15 protein-coding genes are annotated in these 15,187 nt (G+C 67.5%); 10 read left to right on the forward strand and 5 right to left on the reverse strand.

Annotation, left to right across the window (positions count from 1 at the left end; genetic code table 11):
* Positions 1-26 precede the first annotated feature (26 nt).
* Together ACSC1R_RS03575 and ACSC1R_RS03580 are read left to right on the forward strand one after the other, a co-directional pair.
* Complete coding sequence (locus ACSC1R_RS03575; RefSeq protein WP_439027699.1) at positions 27-1,055, forward strand: DUF7490 domain-containing protein; 1,029 nt, start codon at positions 27-29, stop codon at positions 1,053-1,055.
* Positions 1,052-1,522 (forward strand): hypothetical protein, encoded by a 471-nt coding sequence (locus ACSC1R_RS03580; RefSeq protein ID WP_439027700.1) that lies wholly within the window; start codon positions 1,052-1,054, stop codon positions 1,520-1,522. The genes ACSC1R_RS03575 and ACSC1R_RS03580 overlap by 4 nt, the downstream gene beginning before the upstream one ends.
* On the opposite strand, the gene ACSC1R_RS03585 is transcribed toward ACSC1R_RS03580, so the two are convergent.
* The 3 genes from ACSC1R_RS03585 to citZ form a co-directional block, all read right to left on the reverse strand.
* Positions 1,519-1,818, reverse strand: coding sequence for a WYL domain-containing protein (locus ACSC1R_RS03585; protein WP_439027701.1), 300 nt, complete (start codon positions 1,816-1,818; stop codon positions 1,519-1,521). The two genes, ACSC1R_RS03580 and ACSC1R_RS03585, sit on opposite strands and share 4 nt — an antisense overlap.
* Positions 1,819-1,874: 56 nt before the next feature.
* A complete protein-coding gene (locus tag ACSC1R_RS03590) occupies positions 1,875-2,342 on the reverse strand; it encodes a hypothetical protein (RefSeq protein WP_439027702.1) in 468 nt (155 codons plus the stop codon).
* Positions 2,343-2,591: 249 nt separating this feature from the next.
* On the reverse strand, positions 2,592-3,728 hold the full coding sequence (citZ, locus tag ACSC1R_RS03595; protein ID WP_439027703.1) for a citrate synthase: 1,137 nt from the start codon (positions 3,726-3,728) through the stop codon (positions 2,592-2,594).
* A 266-nt stretch (positions 3,729-3,994) separates the two neighbouring features.
* On the opposite strand from citZ, the gene ACSC1R_RS03600 reads away from it, so the two are divergent.
* A complete protein-coding gene (locus tag ACSC1R_RS03600) occupies positions 3,995-5,212 on the forward strand; it encodes a potassium channel family protein (RefSeq protein WP_439027704.1) in 1,218 nt (405 codons plus the stop codon).
* On the opposite strand, the gene ACSC1R_RS03605 is transcribed toward ACSC1R_RS03600, so the two are convergent.
* Positions 5,192-6,118 carry a DUF7536 family protein gene (locus ACSC1R_RS03605; RefSeq protein WP_439027705.1) on the reverse strand — a complete coding sequence of 309 codons (927 nt, stop codon included), beginning with the start codon at positions 6,116-6,118 and terminating at the stop codon, positions 5,192-5,194. The genes ACSC1R_RS03600 and ACSC1R_RS03605 overlap by 21 nt on opposite strands.
* Positions 6,119-6,179: 61 nt before the next feature.
* Entirely contained in the window at positions 6,180-7,526 is a 1,347-nt protein-coding gene (locus ACSC1R_RS03610) for an MFS transporter (RefSeq protein WP_439027706.1), read from the reverse strand.
* 125 nt (positions 7,527-7,651) lie between these two features.
* On the opposite strand from ACSC1R_RS03610, the gene ACSC1R_RS03615 reads away from it, so the two are divergent.
* From ACSC1R_RS03615 to ACSC1R_RS03645, 7 genes are all read left to right on the forward strand, one after another.
* Positions 7,652-8,794, forward strand: a complete 1,143-nt coding sequence (locus ACSC1R_RS03615) for a hypothetical protein (RefSeq protein WP_439027707.1) — start codon at positions 7,652-7,654, stop codon at positions 8,792-8,794.
* Positions 8,795-8,849: 55 nt separating this feature from the next.
* Complete coding sequence (locus tag ACSC1R_RS03620; protein ID WP_439027708.1) at positions 8,850-9,995, forward strand: hypothetical protein; 1,146 nt, start codon at positions 8,850-8,852, stop codon at positions 9,993-9,995.
* A complete protein-coding gene (locus tag ACSC1R_RS03625; protein ID WP_439027709.1) occupies positions 9,995-11,158 on the forward strand; it encodes a hypothetical protein in 1,164 nt (387 codons plus the stop codon). The genes ACSC1R_RS03620 and ACSC1R_RS03625 overlap by 1 nt, the downstream gene beginning before the upstream one ends.
* A gap of 70 nt (positions 11,159-11,228) precedes the next feature.
* Entirely contained in the window at positions 11,229-12,374 is a 1,146-nt protein-coding gene (locus ACSC1R_RS03630; RefSeq protein WP_439027710.1) for a hypothetical protein, read from the forward strand.
* An 84-nt stretch (positions 12,375-12,458) separates the two neighbouring features.
* A complete protein-coding gene (locus ACSC1R_RS03635; protein WP_439027711.1) occupies positions 12,459-13,415 on the forward strand; it encodes a succinylglutamate desuccinylase/aspartoacylase family protein in 957 nt (318 codons plus the stop codon).
* A gap of 39 nt (positions 13,416-13,454) precedes the next feature.
* Complete coding sequence (locus ACSC1R_RS03640) at positions 13,455-14,564, forward strand: pyridoxal-phosphate dependent enzyme (protein WP_439027712.1); 1,110 nt, start codon at positions 13,455-13,457, stop codon at positions 14,562-14,564.
* 3 nt (positions 14,565-14,567) lie between these two features.
* A complete protein-coding gene (locus ACSC1R_RS03645; protein ID WP_439027713.1) occupies positions 14,568-15,092 on the forward strand; it encodes an NUDIX domain-containing protein in 525 nt (174 codons plus the stop codon).
* The last annotated feature ends 95 nt before the right edge of the window (positions 15,093-15,187 follow it).

Consider the following 15,187-nt stretch of genomic DNA (forward strand, 5'->3'; position numbering starts at 1 on the left):
TATTAAAACCGACTGAAGGGGGCCGTATGAAACCAGAGACCGGACTGGGTGCGGTCATCGCGGTCGCACTCCTCGTCATCGTGGGCGTCCTCGTCGCCGTCCCGGGGGCAGTCCAGCCTCCGCCAGACGACGAGCCGGTCGAGCGACCCGGCAGGGTCGACCTCACCGAGATGACCATCACCGCCGGGGAGGTCTCCGGCGGCAGCGCCACCCTGCAGGTGACGCCCTACGTCGAGCAGCACGGGAACACCGCCCCGAACGTGACCGTCGTCCTCCGGGCGGTCGACAGCGAGTCCGGCCTCGTCGAAGCGACGACGCGACTCCCCTTCGGTGACCTCGCCGACGGAACCGAACGGAACCGGACCGGGAGCCTCTCGGTCCCTCGCGAAGGCGGCTACCGCGTCGAGGCCATCCTCTACCGTGACGGCCAGCGGATGGAAGTCGGCACCAGAACGGTCTCGGGTGTCGGTACACTGACCCCGGACTACGCCCGGACGCCGGTCGGCTTCCACGAGTTCGACGGCGACGCGGGCCTCCCCGTCATCGAGTACCGGGTCGCGTCGGTCCAGGACGAACGCGCGACCATCGCCGTGACCACCTACCTGACCAACACCGGTGACGACGCCGCCAGCGACCTCCGGTTCGTGCTCAAGGCCCGCCAGAACGGCTCGAACGTCGTCGCCGACCAGACCACCGTGCAGGTCGGTTCCGTCACCCCCGGTGAGACCGTCACGCCGACGGCCGACCTGACCGTCCCCGACGGCTACAACTACTACCTCGACGCCATCCTCTGGAAGGGTAACACCATCGTCGAGACGGAGCGGTCGGTCGCGAACCTCGCCCCGGGGAAGGGACTGAACGTCACCGAGACGAGTGCTGAAGCCGGCTTCCAGTCTGGCGACTTCGAGACCGGCGACGGGGGGAGACCCGGTGAGGAGCCGACCGCGTCACCGGACGACGGCGCAGCCGCTGGCGGCCAACCCGGATTCGGCCTCCCCGCCGCACTTGCCGCCCTGCTCGCCACCGCACTGCTGGCGTGGCGGGTGAACCGATGACCCGCGACGACCCGACCGACGGCGACGACACCCACGACCGCACCGCGACTTCCCACGATAGCATGCCCACGAATCCGGACACCGACGACGACAGCACCGACCGACCGGCCGACGCCGACGACGGGACACCGATACGAGACGCCGAACCGACCGTCGAGACGGGAGACAACGAACCGACCGCCGAGGCCGACGCCCGCCCATCCAGAACCCATCACGAGGACGACGGTGGCGACGGAGAGACCGGCCGCAGCGACGGCCTCCAGTCGAAACTGTACTGGCTCGCTCTCGGCGTCCTCACCCTCGTCTCGCTGTACATGCTCGGCGTGTTCTACTCGAACGCGTCACGGTTCATCCGGCTCTGGGTCGGGACGGAGTTCGAACCGCTCGTCCAGGCCGCGTTCGCGCTCGTCCTGCTGGCGCTCTCGCTCGTCGGCATCGTCCGTCTCACCCGCGAACTGAGCGACTAGAGCCGACAGCACTCCCGGTCGAACGAGCGGAGAAAGGAACTGGCGGCGACATCCGGGTATCGAGCGAACGGCCTGTCCGTGACCCGAAGGTCGCCAATCTTGCTGACCTCGAACATCCGCCAGCCCTCGTCGACGTCTTCTGCCCCGTCGCTACCGGTCCGCTGATACCCATAGAGGAGTTCCCCATCGAACCTGTTCACGCCGTGAGAGAGCGGCTCCACCTGTCGCTCGACGCCCCCGTACTCGAACTCGAGAACCCGGTTGGCCTGAATCGCAGCGCATACGTCAGGTTCCATGTCCAGTACGAGGGACCGACGCAGGAAAGGGAACACCTTCGGAACCGAACCACAGTCTAAACAGTCCCGCCGACGAAACAGTTGAACCGCTCGACAGCTTCGCCGACCACCTCGTCGGCGTCGTCGTACGCGACGACCCGGTACCAGCCGTGGGTCGGCGCTGGCCCGAGGTCGATGGCGTAGGGTATCATCCCTGGCTCCAGTCCGGCCACCGTCAGGTCGTTGTCCTCCTGATTGTCCATCACGGGCACGTCCTGTACCAACCCGCCGTCCTTGTCGAAGACGGCGACGCGGACCACCTGTTCGGTCTCGACCGCCGCCCCACTCACCCCGATGAGGAACAGGACGCGGTTCCCGTCGGCCTGCGCGCGAACCATGCCGATGGGGCCAGGGATGGATATCGAGCCGCGGCTCGAGCAGTTCACGTTCCGGCCACCGCCGCCGAGGTCGAGGTTCGTGCAGCCGGCAAGTGCTCCGAGCGCGCCGACACCGAGACCGGCGAGGAGCTGTCGTCTGGAGCGCATACCCAGAGAAACGTCACGATTGGCAAAAGGCGAAACTCGTCGCGAACGGAAACGTCAGGAGACCTTATACGACGGATTCTACCGCTCGTCCACGTCCACGAACGTCTCGTCCATCGGACCGGTGTATCGCGCACGCGGCCGGATGAGCCGTTCGTACGACCACCTTTTTCCTCCTCGAGGACGCTCACTCCGCTCGCGACCTACTCGTCGAAAAAGCTGGACCAAAAAGGCGCTCCTTGCAGTCGCGCGCTATCGCTCGTCCACGTCCACGAACGTCTCGTCCATCGGACCGGTGTATCGCGCACGCGGCCGGATGAGCCGATTGTCGTCGTACTGCTCCAGCACGTGGGCGATCCAGCCGCCGACACGGCTCATCACGAAGATGGGCGTGTAGATGTCGATGGGGATACCCATCTGGTAGTACGTCGAGGCGGAGTAGAAGTCGACGTTCGGCGCGAGGCCCTTCTCGGCGGTGAGGTACTCCTCGATGGCGACCGAGTAGTCGTGCCACTGGGGCGTGCCGGCGGCCTCGCCGAGCGCTTCGGACTTCTCGGAGAGAATCTTCGCGCGAGGGTCCTTGACGTTGTAGACGCGGTGGCCGAAGCCGGGGACGCGCTCGCCCGCGTCGAGGCGGTCTTCGACCCACTCGACGGGGTCCTTGCCGGACTCCTCGAGTTCGAGGAGCGCCTCCATCACGTCCTGGTTCGCGCCACCGTGCAGGCTGCCCGAGAGGGCACCGATGCCGCCCGGAATCGTCGAGTGCAGGTCGGCGAGCGTCGAGGAGATGACCATCGTCGTGAACGTCGAGGCGTTCAGGCCGTGGTCGGCGTGGAGCACGAGCGCCATGTCGAACGTCTCGGCGAGCACGTCGTCTGGCTCCTCGTCGTTCAGCATGTAGAGGAAGTTCGCGGCGTGGCTCAGGTCGTCACGCGGCTCGACGGGGTCGTCGCCGTTACGGATGCGGACGAACGCGGCGAGGATGGTGGGAATCTTCGCGGTGATGCGACGACCCTTGCGGAGGTTCGCTTCCTCGTCTGTCGACTCCGCGTCGGCGTCGGGGTCGTACGCCGAGAGCTGGGACACGGTCGTCCGCAGCGCGGCCATCGGCTCCTCGTCCTGTTCGGCGAGTTCGCGAACCGTCTCCATGACTCCCTCGTCGACGTCGCGCTCGGCGGCCATCTGCGCCGTGAAGTCGTCGAGTTCCTCGCGATTGGGGAGTTTCCCGTGCCAGAGGAGGTACAGGACCTCCTCGTAGCTGGCACCGCGGGCGAGGTCTTCGATCGTGTACCCGCGATAGATGAGACGTCCTTCGTCACCGTCGATGAAGCTCAAATCCGATTCGGCGACCAGAACGCCCTCCAGCCCTTTCTTGAGGTCGTCAGACATACCTTGAGGCTTGCACACCGCCCCCGAAAAGTATTGTCGTTTCCCGCTTCACTGCCGGAAAACGGGCCAGACGACGGAAACTCGTCACAACCGAGACAGCGTGCTGACGTGGAAAAGTGGATAGCCGTGCGATAATCCGACTCACCGGCGAGATAATCCCCACAGATGGCCTGTACTACGACATGAAACTGTGGGTTCTCGGCAGTGAGCCCCCTCGTGGGCGTGACCGGGCAACGTTTTTCTCGCGGCCGGGCAAACGTCGAGCCATGGACGCCGGTGACGTCGAGTACGAGCCCGTGAGCGTCAAGGAGGTGCTCGCGGAGATGAAAGACACCGCCGAGTTGATGATAGACCTGTCGTTCTCGGCGGTGTTGCTGGGGAGCGTGGAGGTCGCCGAGGAGGTGCTCGAACTCGAAGACCGGATGGACGTGTTGCAGATGCGGGCCCGGATGAGTCTGATGATGGCCGCCCGGTCACCCGAGGACGCCGAAGAGCTCGCACCCGTCCTCGGGATGGTCGGCGCGACCGAGAAGATAAGCGACGCCACCGGCGACATCGCGAAGGTCGTGCTGGAGGAGATCGGCCTCCCGGACGCCATCCGGACGACCCTGCCCGAGGCCATCGAGACGGTCGTCCGGGCACGCACGGCCGCCGACTCCCGGGTCACTGGCCAGAGCCTCGGGAGCCTGAACCTGGAGACAGAGACGGGCGTGCGCGTCATCGCGATTCGTCGCGGTGGCGACTGGCTGCTCAGCCCCGAGAGAGACACCGTCCTCGCGGCCGACGACGTGCTCTTGCTGCGCGGTACCGAGGAGAACGTCGCGGCGGTGTACGCCACGGTCACCGGCGACGAGTTCGTCGCCCCCGACGCGGTCGAGGAGGGCATCGACGACCTCGAACGCGCCGTCGACTCCATCGTCCTGATGAAGAACATGAGCGAACTGGCGGTCGACGTGGCCTACGGCTCCGTCCTCTACGGCAGCGAGGCGCTGGCCGAGGAGGTCGCCGAACTCGAGGCCGAGGTCGACGCGCTCGAATCCCGTTTCGAGGCGTGGGTGCTCCAGGCCGCCGAGCGGGTCGACGACCCGGTCAGCCTGCGCGGCCTGATGCACCTCGCCGGTGCGACCGAGGTCATCAGCGACGCCGCCCTCGAAATCGCGGAGGGCGTCCTCCGCGGCATGGGAACCCACCCGGTCGTCGCCGAGGCCGTCTTCGAGTCCGACGAGGTCATCGTCCGGCTGACGGTCGCCCCGGGCAGCCGGCTCGCGGGCACGACCCTCGGTGACCAGATGGTCCGGACCGACACCGGGATGCGCGTCATCGCGGTGCGCCACCGGGACGCTGCCGGGAACGACTGGGAGATATCGCCCGGTCCAACCACGGAACTCAGGGTCGGTGACGTGTTCATCGCGAAGGGGACCCGCACCGGTGCGACCCGGCTGGCCGAACTCGTCGGCGACGACTCACTCGCCGAGTTCGAATAGCTCGTCCTCGTCGCCAGCGGGTTCCCAGCCCGCCGGCGTCGGCGAGTCGTGACACGCTTTTCCGAGCAGTAGCCAGGCGATTCCCAGTGGCGACACCGTCAGGAGGCCGACCCAGGCCGGGACCGAGGCGACCGCGACGGCGGCGAACCCGATGGCTGAGACCGGGAAGGCCGCGGCCGCGACCAGCGCCAGTCCGCCGAGTTCGTCACGGGCCGCGACGCCGAACAGGGCGGTCCCGACGAGCAAGACGCCGAGACCGATGGCGAACGGGGTGGCAATCGGGAGGTCGGTCGTCGAGAGCACCGGGTCCGGCGTCAGCAACGCGCCGACGTGGGTGGCTCCGAGGCCGACGACGGCGGCGAGGACGGCGAGCCGGCCGAGGTCGCCCGCGACGAACTTCACCTTCGTGTAGACCGCCCAGATACCGGGGAGGAGCAACAGTGCGGCGGCCGAGAGGGTCGTCGCCGCGGGCGCTGTCGAGACCAGCGAGGTCGTCTCGGCGAGCACCGCGAGGGTAGCGAGGACGAGCCAGACGAGGCCGCCCAGCGCGCCGACCGTCCCGGCCCGGCGCACCCACTTCGGGGGCGACATGACCGCGCCGACGGCGTTCCGGGCGGTGAGGACCGTCGCCACGAACATCGTGGTCGAGACGAAGACGACGAACGCGAGCACCACGAACAGCAGCGGTGAGTCGGTGCGAGGGCGCACGTCCGCCACCAGTCCCGGGATGGCGACGAAGAAGACGAACAGCCCGAACGCGAGGACGATGCCGCTCACGACGCCGATCTTGACGTTGCGGCCCGCGCCGAGCGCCGCGAAGAACTGGAGCATCGGCGGGCGACCGGGACGGTCCTCCCCGGTGTGGCGGCCAGCACGGTCCTCGCCAGTGTCGGTGTTCTCGCTCACGTCTCTGCCTTGGGAACTGGGGCACAAATCCGCGTCGGTATGGAGTGTCCGGGGCCTCGGCTCAGGCGTACGGCCCGAACTCCTCACCTCGGATGAGGAAGTACGCGGTCCCGAGCAGGCCGACTCCGGTCGCGAGGGTGAACGCGAGCTGTGGACCGGACAGGGTCGTCCCCACGAGCGCGAGGCCGCCGGAGGCGTAGAGCCAGCCGCCGACCGCGGCGCTGGGGATGGTCACGGCGTTACGGACGAGGTAGTACGAGCCCGTGACGCGCCCACCCGCGTCTTTCTCCGCGGGGCCGACGATGAGCGCCTTGTGCGCCGGCAGGCCGGCGAACCGAAGCCCCGAGAACGCCCAGATGGCCCCGACGACGACCGCCTCCGAGAGAGTGACCCCGGCGACGGTCGTGCCACCGTCTGGCGCGTTCACGAGCAGGACCGGGAAGACCGAGTAGACGAGGAAGCCGAGGCCAACGGCAGGAACGAGTCCGGAGCGCTGGGTCAGTTTCGCGACCGGGACCATCGTCAACAGCGCGACCGCCATCTCGACGGCCAGGAAGACGCCGAACAGCGCCTCCGGGGCGAGGTCGACGCCGAAGATCGTCGCCGTGGTCCGCAACTCGCGGGTGACGACCAGCACCGCGAACACGTACACCATCCCGTTGGCGAACCGGACGAGGGTGTCCCCGACGAGCAGGGGACGAAGCGGGCCCGGCAGGCTGGCGATGTCGTCGCGAACCTGTGAGACGCCCGCGAACGACTTCCCGAACGAGTCGCCCTCGGCCTCGTAGAGGACGTACTGCGCCACGGTCGCGACGAGTGCGGCGAGGAGCGCGACGGCGATGACGTACCGGAAGCCGAGGTCGAAGCCGTAAGCCGCCACGAGCCCCGCCGCCACGAGCGGTCCGACCAGAAACGCCACCCGGCGGAACGTCTCGGTGCTGGCGAAGCCGGTCGCGAGCTGGTCGTTCGACACCGACTGCTTCACGATGGCGAACGTCGCACCCAGCCCGAACGACTTCCACGCCTGTGCGAAGACGAGACCGGCGAAAATCCACGCCCACGCCGGAACTGGGCCGACTGCAAGCTGTTCCGCGAACAGCCACAACGCGAAGCCGACCGCCGAGGCGAGGCCGAACACGGTCAGGGCGGTCCGCGAGCCGATGCGGTCCGAGACGGCTCCACCAGGGTAGGGGTACACCGCGCCGATGAGGTTCCCGAAACTCCCATACAGGCCGACGATTACCGAGGTCCCCCCGAGGGCGACGATGTACTCGCCCATGTACCGTCCCGTCATCTGGAAGCCGAGGCTGAACGCGAACATCGCCACCGAGAGCACGAACACGTCCCGCTCCAGCGCGAAGAACTGTCGGAAGTACGTGAGCGCCCCGGGCGTGTCGCTCTCCGTCATAGCCGTGTCTGTGAGCGACGCTGACAAAACCGGTTCGGTCGCGCCCTATGGCGAGCGACCGGGTCGTACCGCGCAGTGCGGTCGGCCACGCGATTTATGACAGTTCGGGCGAACGACACACCAACATGAAACGACGCCGACTACTGGGCGCGATGGGGGCACTCGTCGGCATCACCGGGTGTCTTCGTCTGAGCGACGAAGGTGGGTCGACCGCGACCACACGGCCACCGACACTCGATGTGACCGACACCGCGACCCGGACCGCGACGGAGACGGCTCCCGACACCGCAACCACAGCCCAGAGCGAAGAGCCACTCGGCAAACCGTGGGGACTGAAAGACGACGGCGTCGAATCGTACCTCGCGGACGGCCACGGCAACGAACTCTCGGGGACCTCGTTCACCTCGTCGTGGCGGCTGACGGATATCACGAACGGCGAGACGAGAGAAGCCAAGAAGGCGTTCGTCGGTGAGGGGGGTGCGCTCGAACGCTGGCAGGACGGCAGTGCAATCGACATGTACCGCACCGCCGACGGGTCGTTCTGGCGCCAGGACGTGGGCGGCACGTCGACCTACGGACACCAGCGGTACCGGCTCGACCGCCAACAGCTGTCCCGGTCCCGGCAACTTCGCCGGCTCATCCTCGCCGGCCAGTGGGAGCCGCCGACTGAGACCGACCGTCGGACGTTCGCCATCGAAGCGAACGGGGTCGGTGAGACCGAAGAACTGAAGCGAGACTGGCGATTCCAGGCGAAAGAAGTCGTCTCCTTCGCGGCGAGCGGCGAGGTTCGACCGGACGGTATCATCACTGCGTTCACGGCCGAACTCTCGCTGCTCCGGGAGGACGACGGGCAGGACCGACTGGTCAAACTCCGCGTCGACTTCCGGACGACAGACGTGGGGTCGACCGACGCCTCCAACCCGGACTGGTACAGCACCGCGGTCGAGCAGGCCCCTGACGTGAGCGCCCGCATCACCGACGACGGGGACTTCGTCGAGATGGTCCACGGTGGCGGGAGTTCGATGCTCCCCGGCACCGACGTCGTCCTCTACGACCGCGACGGCCGCGGCAACTGGGGCTACAGCCAGTTACGCGAACCGGTCGAGGCTGGCACCACGCTCTACCTCTGGATGGAAGACGACGAGTTCCGCTGGAATCGCGGGAGCAAACCAGCCGACGCGGACCCGACGCCACTCGACGGCCGGTACGGCTTCTGGATGCACCGCGAGGGCGCAGAGTACTTCGGCAACATCGAACTGCCGAAGTGACAGACTGCCGCAGCCATCGGATATATATCAGACCCTGACTATTCATCGAGTCAACATGCGACGACGACGACTGCTGGGGGCGATGGGGGCGCTCGTCGGTTCTGCTGGCTGTCTCCGACTCAGCGAAGGGGGCGAGTCCACTGCGACCACACGACCACCGACGTTCACCGTGACCGACACCGCGACGGCGACCAGTGCGGAAACCGACACCTCGACCGCGACCGCGGCCGAGGAACAGACCGCCGAGCCGCTGGACCGACCGCCGGGGCTCGAAGACGACGGGGTCGCCGTCTTCCTGGCCGACGCACACGTCAATGCACTCTCGCGGACCTCCTTCACCGTCTCCTTCCGCTCGACCAACCTCACCCGTGGCGATACCAACGAGGCGCGGAAGGCGCTCGTGGGCGACTCGGGTGCACTCGAACGCTGGCAGGACGGCAGCGCCATCGACATGTACCGGACCGCTGACGGGTCGTACTGGCGGCAGAACGTGGGCGGGCGGTTCACCTACGGCCGCCAGCGGTCCGCCTTCGACCGCCAGGAGCTCATCCGCGCCCGCGACCTCCGGACGCTCATCCTCGCCGGGCAGTGGAACGCCCCGGAAGAGACCGACGACCGCGCCTTCGAGATAACGGCCGACGGCATCGGCGAACCCGCGGCGCTCATGGAGGAGTACGAGGGGAAAGAGCTGAAGTCCTACGCCGCCGAGGGGAAAGTCCTCGAGAGCGGCGCAATCGCCGAACTGGTCGCCGAGTTCTCGTACCTCCACCGGGAGGACGAGCGCCTGTTCAAGGTCCGGGTGGACTACCGGACGACGGACATCGGCTCGACCGACGCCTCCAGACCGGACTGGTACAGCACCGCGGTCGAGCAGGCACCCGACGTGTCCGCCCGCATCACCGACGACGGGAACTACGTCCGGATGGAACACGCAGGCGGGAACGCGATGTTACCGGAAACCGCCGTCGTCCTCTACGACGACAGCGACGACACCGACCGCGGCAACTGGGGCTATCGCGACCTCGAACGCCCGGTCGAGGCCGGGACGACGCTCTACCTCTGGATGGAAGACGACCGGTTCCACTGGAACCGTGGCGGCAAGCCAGCGAACGCGAACCCGACCCCGCTCGACGGCCGGTACGGCTTCTGGATGCACCGCGAGGGTGCCGAATACTTCGGCAACATCGAGCTACCACGGTGATGGGAAAGTCCACACGCCGCACTCTGCTGTCGTCGCTCGCACTCGGCGGCCTCGCCGGGTGTCTCAGACTACAGGACGGGTCGGCGACGAGCACCGCGGCGGGGACGGAACGCGAGACCGCGACCGACACGGCCACTGCCACGGGGACCGACACGGCCACTGCCACGGGGACCGACACGGCAGCGGACCAGCCCGAGACGACCACCGAAGAGCCGCCGCTCGACTACCCGTCCGGACTCAGCGAGGACGGTGTCGAACCGTACCTCGTCGACGTGCACGGGACCGCGCTCCGGCGGACGACGTTCACCAGCGAGTGGCACTGGGTCGACCAGACCGAAGGCGACACCGACGAGGCGTTTCGGTTCCGCGTTGGAGACGAGAACACCGTGGGCCTCTGGCTCGACGGCTCCGGCATCGAGTCGGTCGTCACCCCAGAGGGGACCTACTGGCGGGAGGTCGTCGCCGGGACACCGACGTACGGCCTCGACCGGATGACCTTCGACATGCACGACATCGGCCACGCCGACGTGGTGCGAGCACACCTCGCGAGTCCCGGCTGGAGTGCACCGACCGAGGGCGAGGACCGGACGTTCGAACTCACCGCGGACAGCATCGCCGACCCCAGGCCGCTCGGCGACCACTACGACGTGGACTCGTTCGAGTCGTTCGAGGCGGAGATGACCGTCAGCGAACAGGGCATCATCACCAGCCTGTCGTCGCTCAGTTCGTTCGTCGACCCCGAGGAGGACCGGTTCCGGTCGTTCGCCTACGACTACCGCATCACCGACATCGGGTCGACGACCGCGGCGACGCCCGACTGGCTGCCGACCGCCAAAGAGCGTGTCCCGACCGTCGAGGCACGGTTCGTCGACGACAGGCGAGCCATCGAGTTCTCCCACCTCGACGGCAACCCCATCCTCCGCGATAGCACCATCGAGATAAACAGTCGCGAGGAGGACGTCGAACACGCCGGCCGGACCGAACAGCCCATCGAAGCGGGTGACACGGTCTACATCTACGTCACCGGCGACCACGAGGTTCGGACCTCGTTCGGCACACGACCCACCACGAGTGACAGGATTGCCCTGGAGGGACGCTGGGGGCTCTGGATGGACCGGGCCAACAGCGGCGGCGAGTACTTCCAGAGCGTCGAACTGGGATAGCGATACGTCGCTCGTAACGACGTTCGAAACGGCCGATACGTTTTACCGAGTTGCTCGGGACGCCACTGGTATGGACCGCCGACGCGTGCTCGGCTCCCTCGCCGTCCTCGCTGGAACCGCTGGGTGTCTCAGACTGGAGGATTCGGGGGCCGAGACGACCGGAGAGGAGACTGCTGCCCCGACCGCGACCGACGTACCGACCGAACAGACCGCGACCGGAACCTCGGCCGAAGCGGACACCACCGCCCAGAACGACGCCGCAGCCGAGGAGATACCGGACTACCCCTCGGGCCTCGACGAAGGCGGGGTCCGAACCTATCTCGCAGACACGCACAGCAACGCCCTTGCGGGTGATTCGTTCACGCTCCGTAAGCGTATCGTCGACCAGAAACACGGTGGGTCGTGGGAGGACAGCACGTACCGGGTCGCGAGCGACGGACGGGTCCTGGAGACGAGCCAGTTCAACACCGAGGTCACGAAGTACTACAGCAGTCGTGGCGTCGTCTGGCGACAGCACTTCGAGGGCCAGCGCCGGTACGGTGCGAACGCGATGACGCTTCCGCGCCGCGAGTTCACCGCCTACCAGCTCCTCCAGAAGCTGCTTCGAGCCGGCGACTTCGGCCCACCATCCGACCCCGAGACGGGCGGTGAGGTGGTGACGTGGGACCTTCGGGCCGAGGGGCTGGCCGACCCGACACCGCTAAAACAACGCTTCGGCGCGACCACGGTGTCCGAGTTCGGTGCGGACCTGACCGTCGACGAGCGGGGCATCGTCCAGGAACTGGTGGCAGAGTTCACGTTCGTCCCCGAGTACGACAGCACCGAGCAGTCACTCCTGGTCAGGGTCGAGACGAGTGACCTCGGGGCAACCAGCGTCTCGAAGCCGACGTGGACGGCCGAGGCCCGGAGACGCAGTCCGAAGGTGGCCCTCTCCATGGGGGAGAACCGCCGCGTCGTCACGGTCACGCACGAGGACGGCGACGCGATTCCTGCCGGCACCGAGCTAACGATGTACGACCAGTCGGGCCACCTCGGTTTCACGCGCCTTCGCCAGGGAATCGCCCCCGGTGACCGCCTCGACGTGTGGGTCGAGAACGGCCAGCTGGCGATGGAGTTCGGCGAAGCCGACGGCGGCAGTGCAACCCACGAGTTCGTGGGGCGGACCGGCGCCTCGATGTTCCTCAACGGGGCGAACTACTTCAACCGGAAGGTCTGAGTCCCGAAGACGCCCTGGGCGGCGTCGCCGCATGTCGGTTCGGAGACCGAACACCTAAAGGGTGACCGACCTTTCTGTAGGGCAATGACGACCCTGGGAACCGCGAGCGCGGCCCCCGGCGAGGTCGACACCGGTCGCCTGACCGTCGGCGAGACCCGCGACGGCAGCCCGGTCGGCCTCCCCGTCGCCATCATCAACGGCGAACGGGACGGCCGGACTCTCTACATGCAGGCCGCGAGCGACGGGAACGAGTTGAACGGCGTCGGCGTGATACGCGAGGTGTTCCCCCAGCTGGACCCCGCGACGCTGGCCGGCGAGATACGTATCGTCGGTATCGTGAACTACCACGGCTTCCAGATAGACTCACATCGCAACCCCATCGACGACACGAAGCTGAACCGAACCTACCCCGGCGACCACGACGGCACCTCCTCGGAGCGCATCGCCGCCGCCACGTTCGACGCGGCTCGCGATGCCGACCTCATCCTCGACCTGCACCAGGGGTCCGACAGCCGGATGATAAACGAGACACGGGTGCGCTGTGGCCGCCGCCACCGTCTGCACCAGAAGTGCCTCGAACTCGCGAAGGTGTTCGGTGCGGGTCACATCCTCGACCAGAAGGGACCGGACGGACAGCTGGCACGGGCCGGCCCGGACGAGGGTATCCCGACCATCGACCCGGAGCTGGGTGGGACCGTCGGCTTCGACCACGAGAGCATCCAAATCGGGGTCGACGGCGTGTTCAACGTCCTGCGGTACTACGACTTCCTGGAGGAGAGTGCGACCACCGAGACACAGACCCGTGCAAAGAGCTTCGACCAGTACGGCTCACCCGCGGGCGGTCTCGTCACGTTCGAACACGACCTCGGTGACCGCGTGGACCGCGGCGACGTGCTGTTCACCGTCACCGACCCGTTCGGCCAGCTGAAAGCCGAAGTGACCGCCGACTCGAACGGTCTCTTCTGGCGCTCCCGCCGCCTCCCACAGGTCGCGACCGGTGAGTACGTCTGTTCGGTCGGCACGGACATCGACAGCTACTGATGACACGACAGAACCTCTGAGTACCCTACAGAACCCCTGATGACACTACAGAACCTCTACTGTCCCGAGTGCGGCACCGAACACGAAGCCGGCGCGGACGAACCGTGGCGCTGTCCGACAGACGGCCACGCGCTCGACCTCCAGACACCGCCGCTGCCGGACGGGAACCCGCTCCCCATCAGCCAACTCGACACCCGGCGCGGCATCTGGACGTTCCACGAGTTCATCCCGGTCGACCAGCACGTCACGCTGGGCGAGGGCTTCACCCCGCTCGTCGACGCACCCCACTGGGGCGCCGAGTTCAAACTGGAGTACGTCTCGCCCACCGGTTCGTTCAAAGACCGCGGCGCGACGACCACCCTCTCGCGGGCGGCCACCCTCGGCGTCGAGAAGATAATCGAGGACTCCTCGGGCAACGCCGGGTCGGCCATCGCGACGTACGCGGCCCGCGCCGGCATCGAAGCCGACATCTACGTCCCGGCCGACGTGAAGCAGTCGAAGCTCATGGCCATCCAGCGCTCGGGTGCCCGCCCGGTCCGCGTCGAGGGCAGCCGCGAAGACGTGACGAAGGCGGCCATCGACGCCGTCGAGAACGGCGAGGGCTGGTACGCCAGCCACGCCTGGAACCCCGCGTTCTACGCCGGGACGATGACGTTCGCCATCGAACTCGCCGCCCAGCGCGACTGGACGGCCCCGGACGCCGTCGTCACGCCGGTCGGCCACGGCACCCTTCTGCTGGGAGCCTACCGCGGCTTCGACGTGCTCGAACGCGCCGGTATCATCGACTCGATGCCGCGCCTGCTCGGCGCGCAGGCCGCCGGTTACTCGCCCATCGCGGACACCTTCCACGGCGAGCACGAAGCCGAGGACGACCACCCCAACGACATCGCCGACGGCATTCAGATTCGCGAACCGGCCCGCAAAGACCAGCTCGTCGACGCCATCGAGGCCACTGGTGGGGACTGTATCGCCCTCGGCGAGAACATCGTCGAGAACACGCTCGACACCCTGCACCGCCGCGGCTTCTACGTCGAGCCGACGTGTGCCGTCGCACCGGCCGCCCTCACCAAGTACCGCGAGATGGGCGTCGTAGACGAGGACGAGGACGTGGTCGTTCCCCTCACGGGGAGCGGTCTGACGACGCTCTGAGCCGTGACGAGCTATCCCGCCGCCTTCTGCCCGGACTGTGGCGCAGAGACCGATAGCACGCACGTCGACGGCCGCGACCGGCGGTACTGCCCGGCCTGCGAGCAGGTGGTCTGGCACAACCCGGTCCCCTGCGCCGGTGTCGCCGTCGTCGGCGACGAGGGCGTCCTGCTCACGAAACGCGGCGTCCCACCCGGTATCGGGGACTGGGCGCACCCCGGCGGCCACATGGAAATCGGCGAATCGGCCGAGGCCGCCGCCGCCCGCGAACTCGAAGAGGAGACCGGCGTCAGCGTCGACCCGGCCGACCTGACCCTGCTCGACACCTTCACCGAGGAGCACGTCGACGGGAAGTACATCGTCTCCATCGGCTTCGCGGTCCGCGCCGAGGACGCCGTGGGTGAGCCTGCCGCCCTGAACGAAGTCCTCGACGTGGGCTGGTTTACACCCGAGGCGTTCGCCGTGAGTGACCACGCCTTCCACGGCCACCACGACGAGCGGTTCGCGGCCGCCTGGGAACGGTTTGGCTAGTCAGGGTGGAGTGGAAGCGAAGGGGTTCTACTTTTCCAGTGGCGGGTGGCGCGTGCTGACGAGCGTGGCGAACGCCAGTGAGCCCGCGAAGTCGA

Source organism: Haloarchaeobius ordinarius (assembly GCF_051801355.1).
GTDB lineage: Archaea > Halobacteriota > Halobacteria > Halobacteriales > Natrialbaceae > Haloarchaeobius.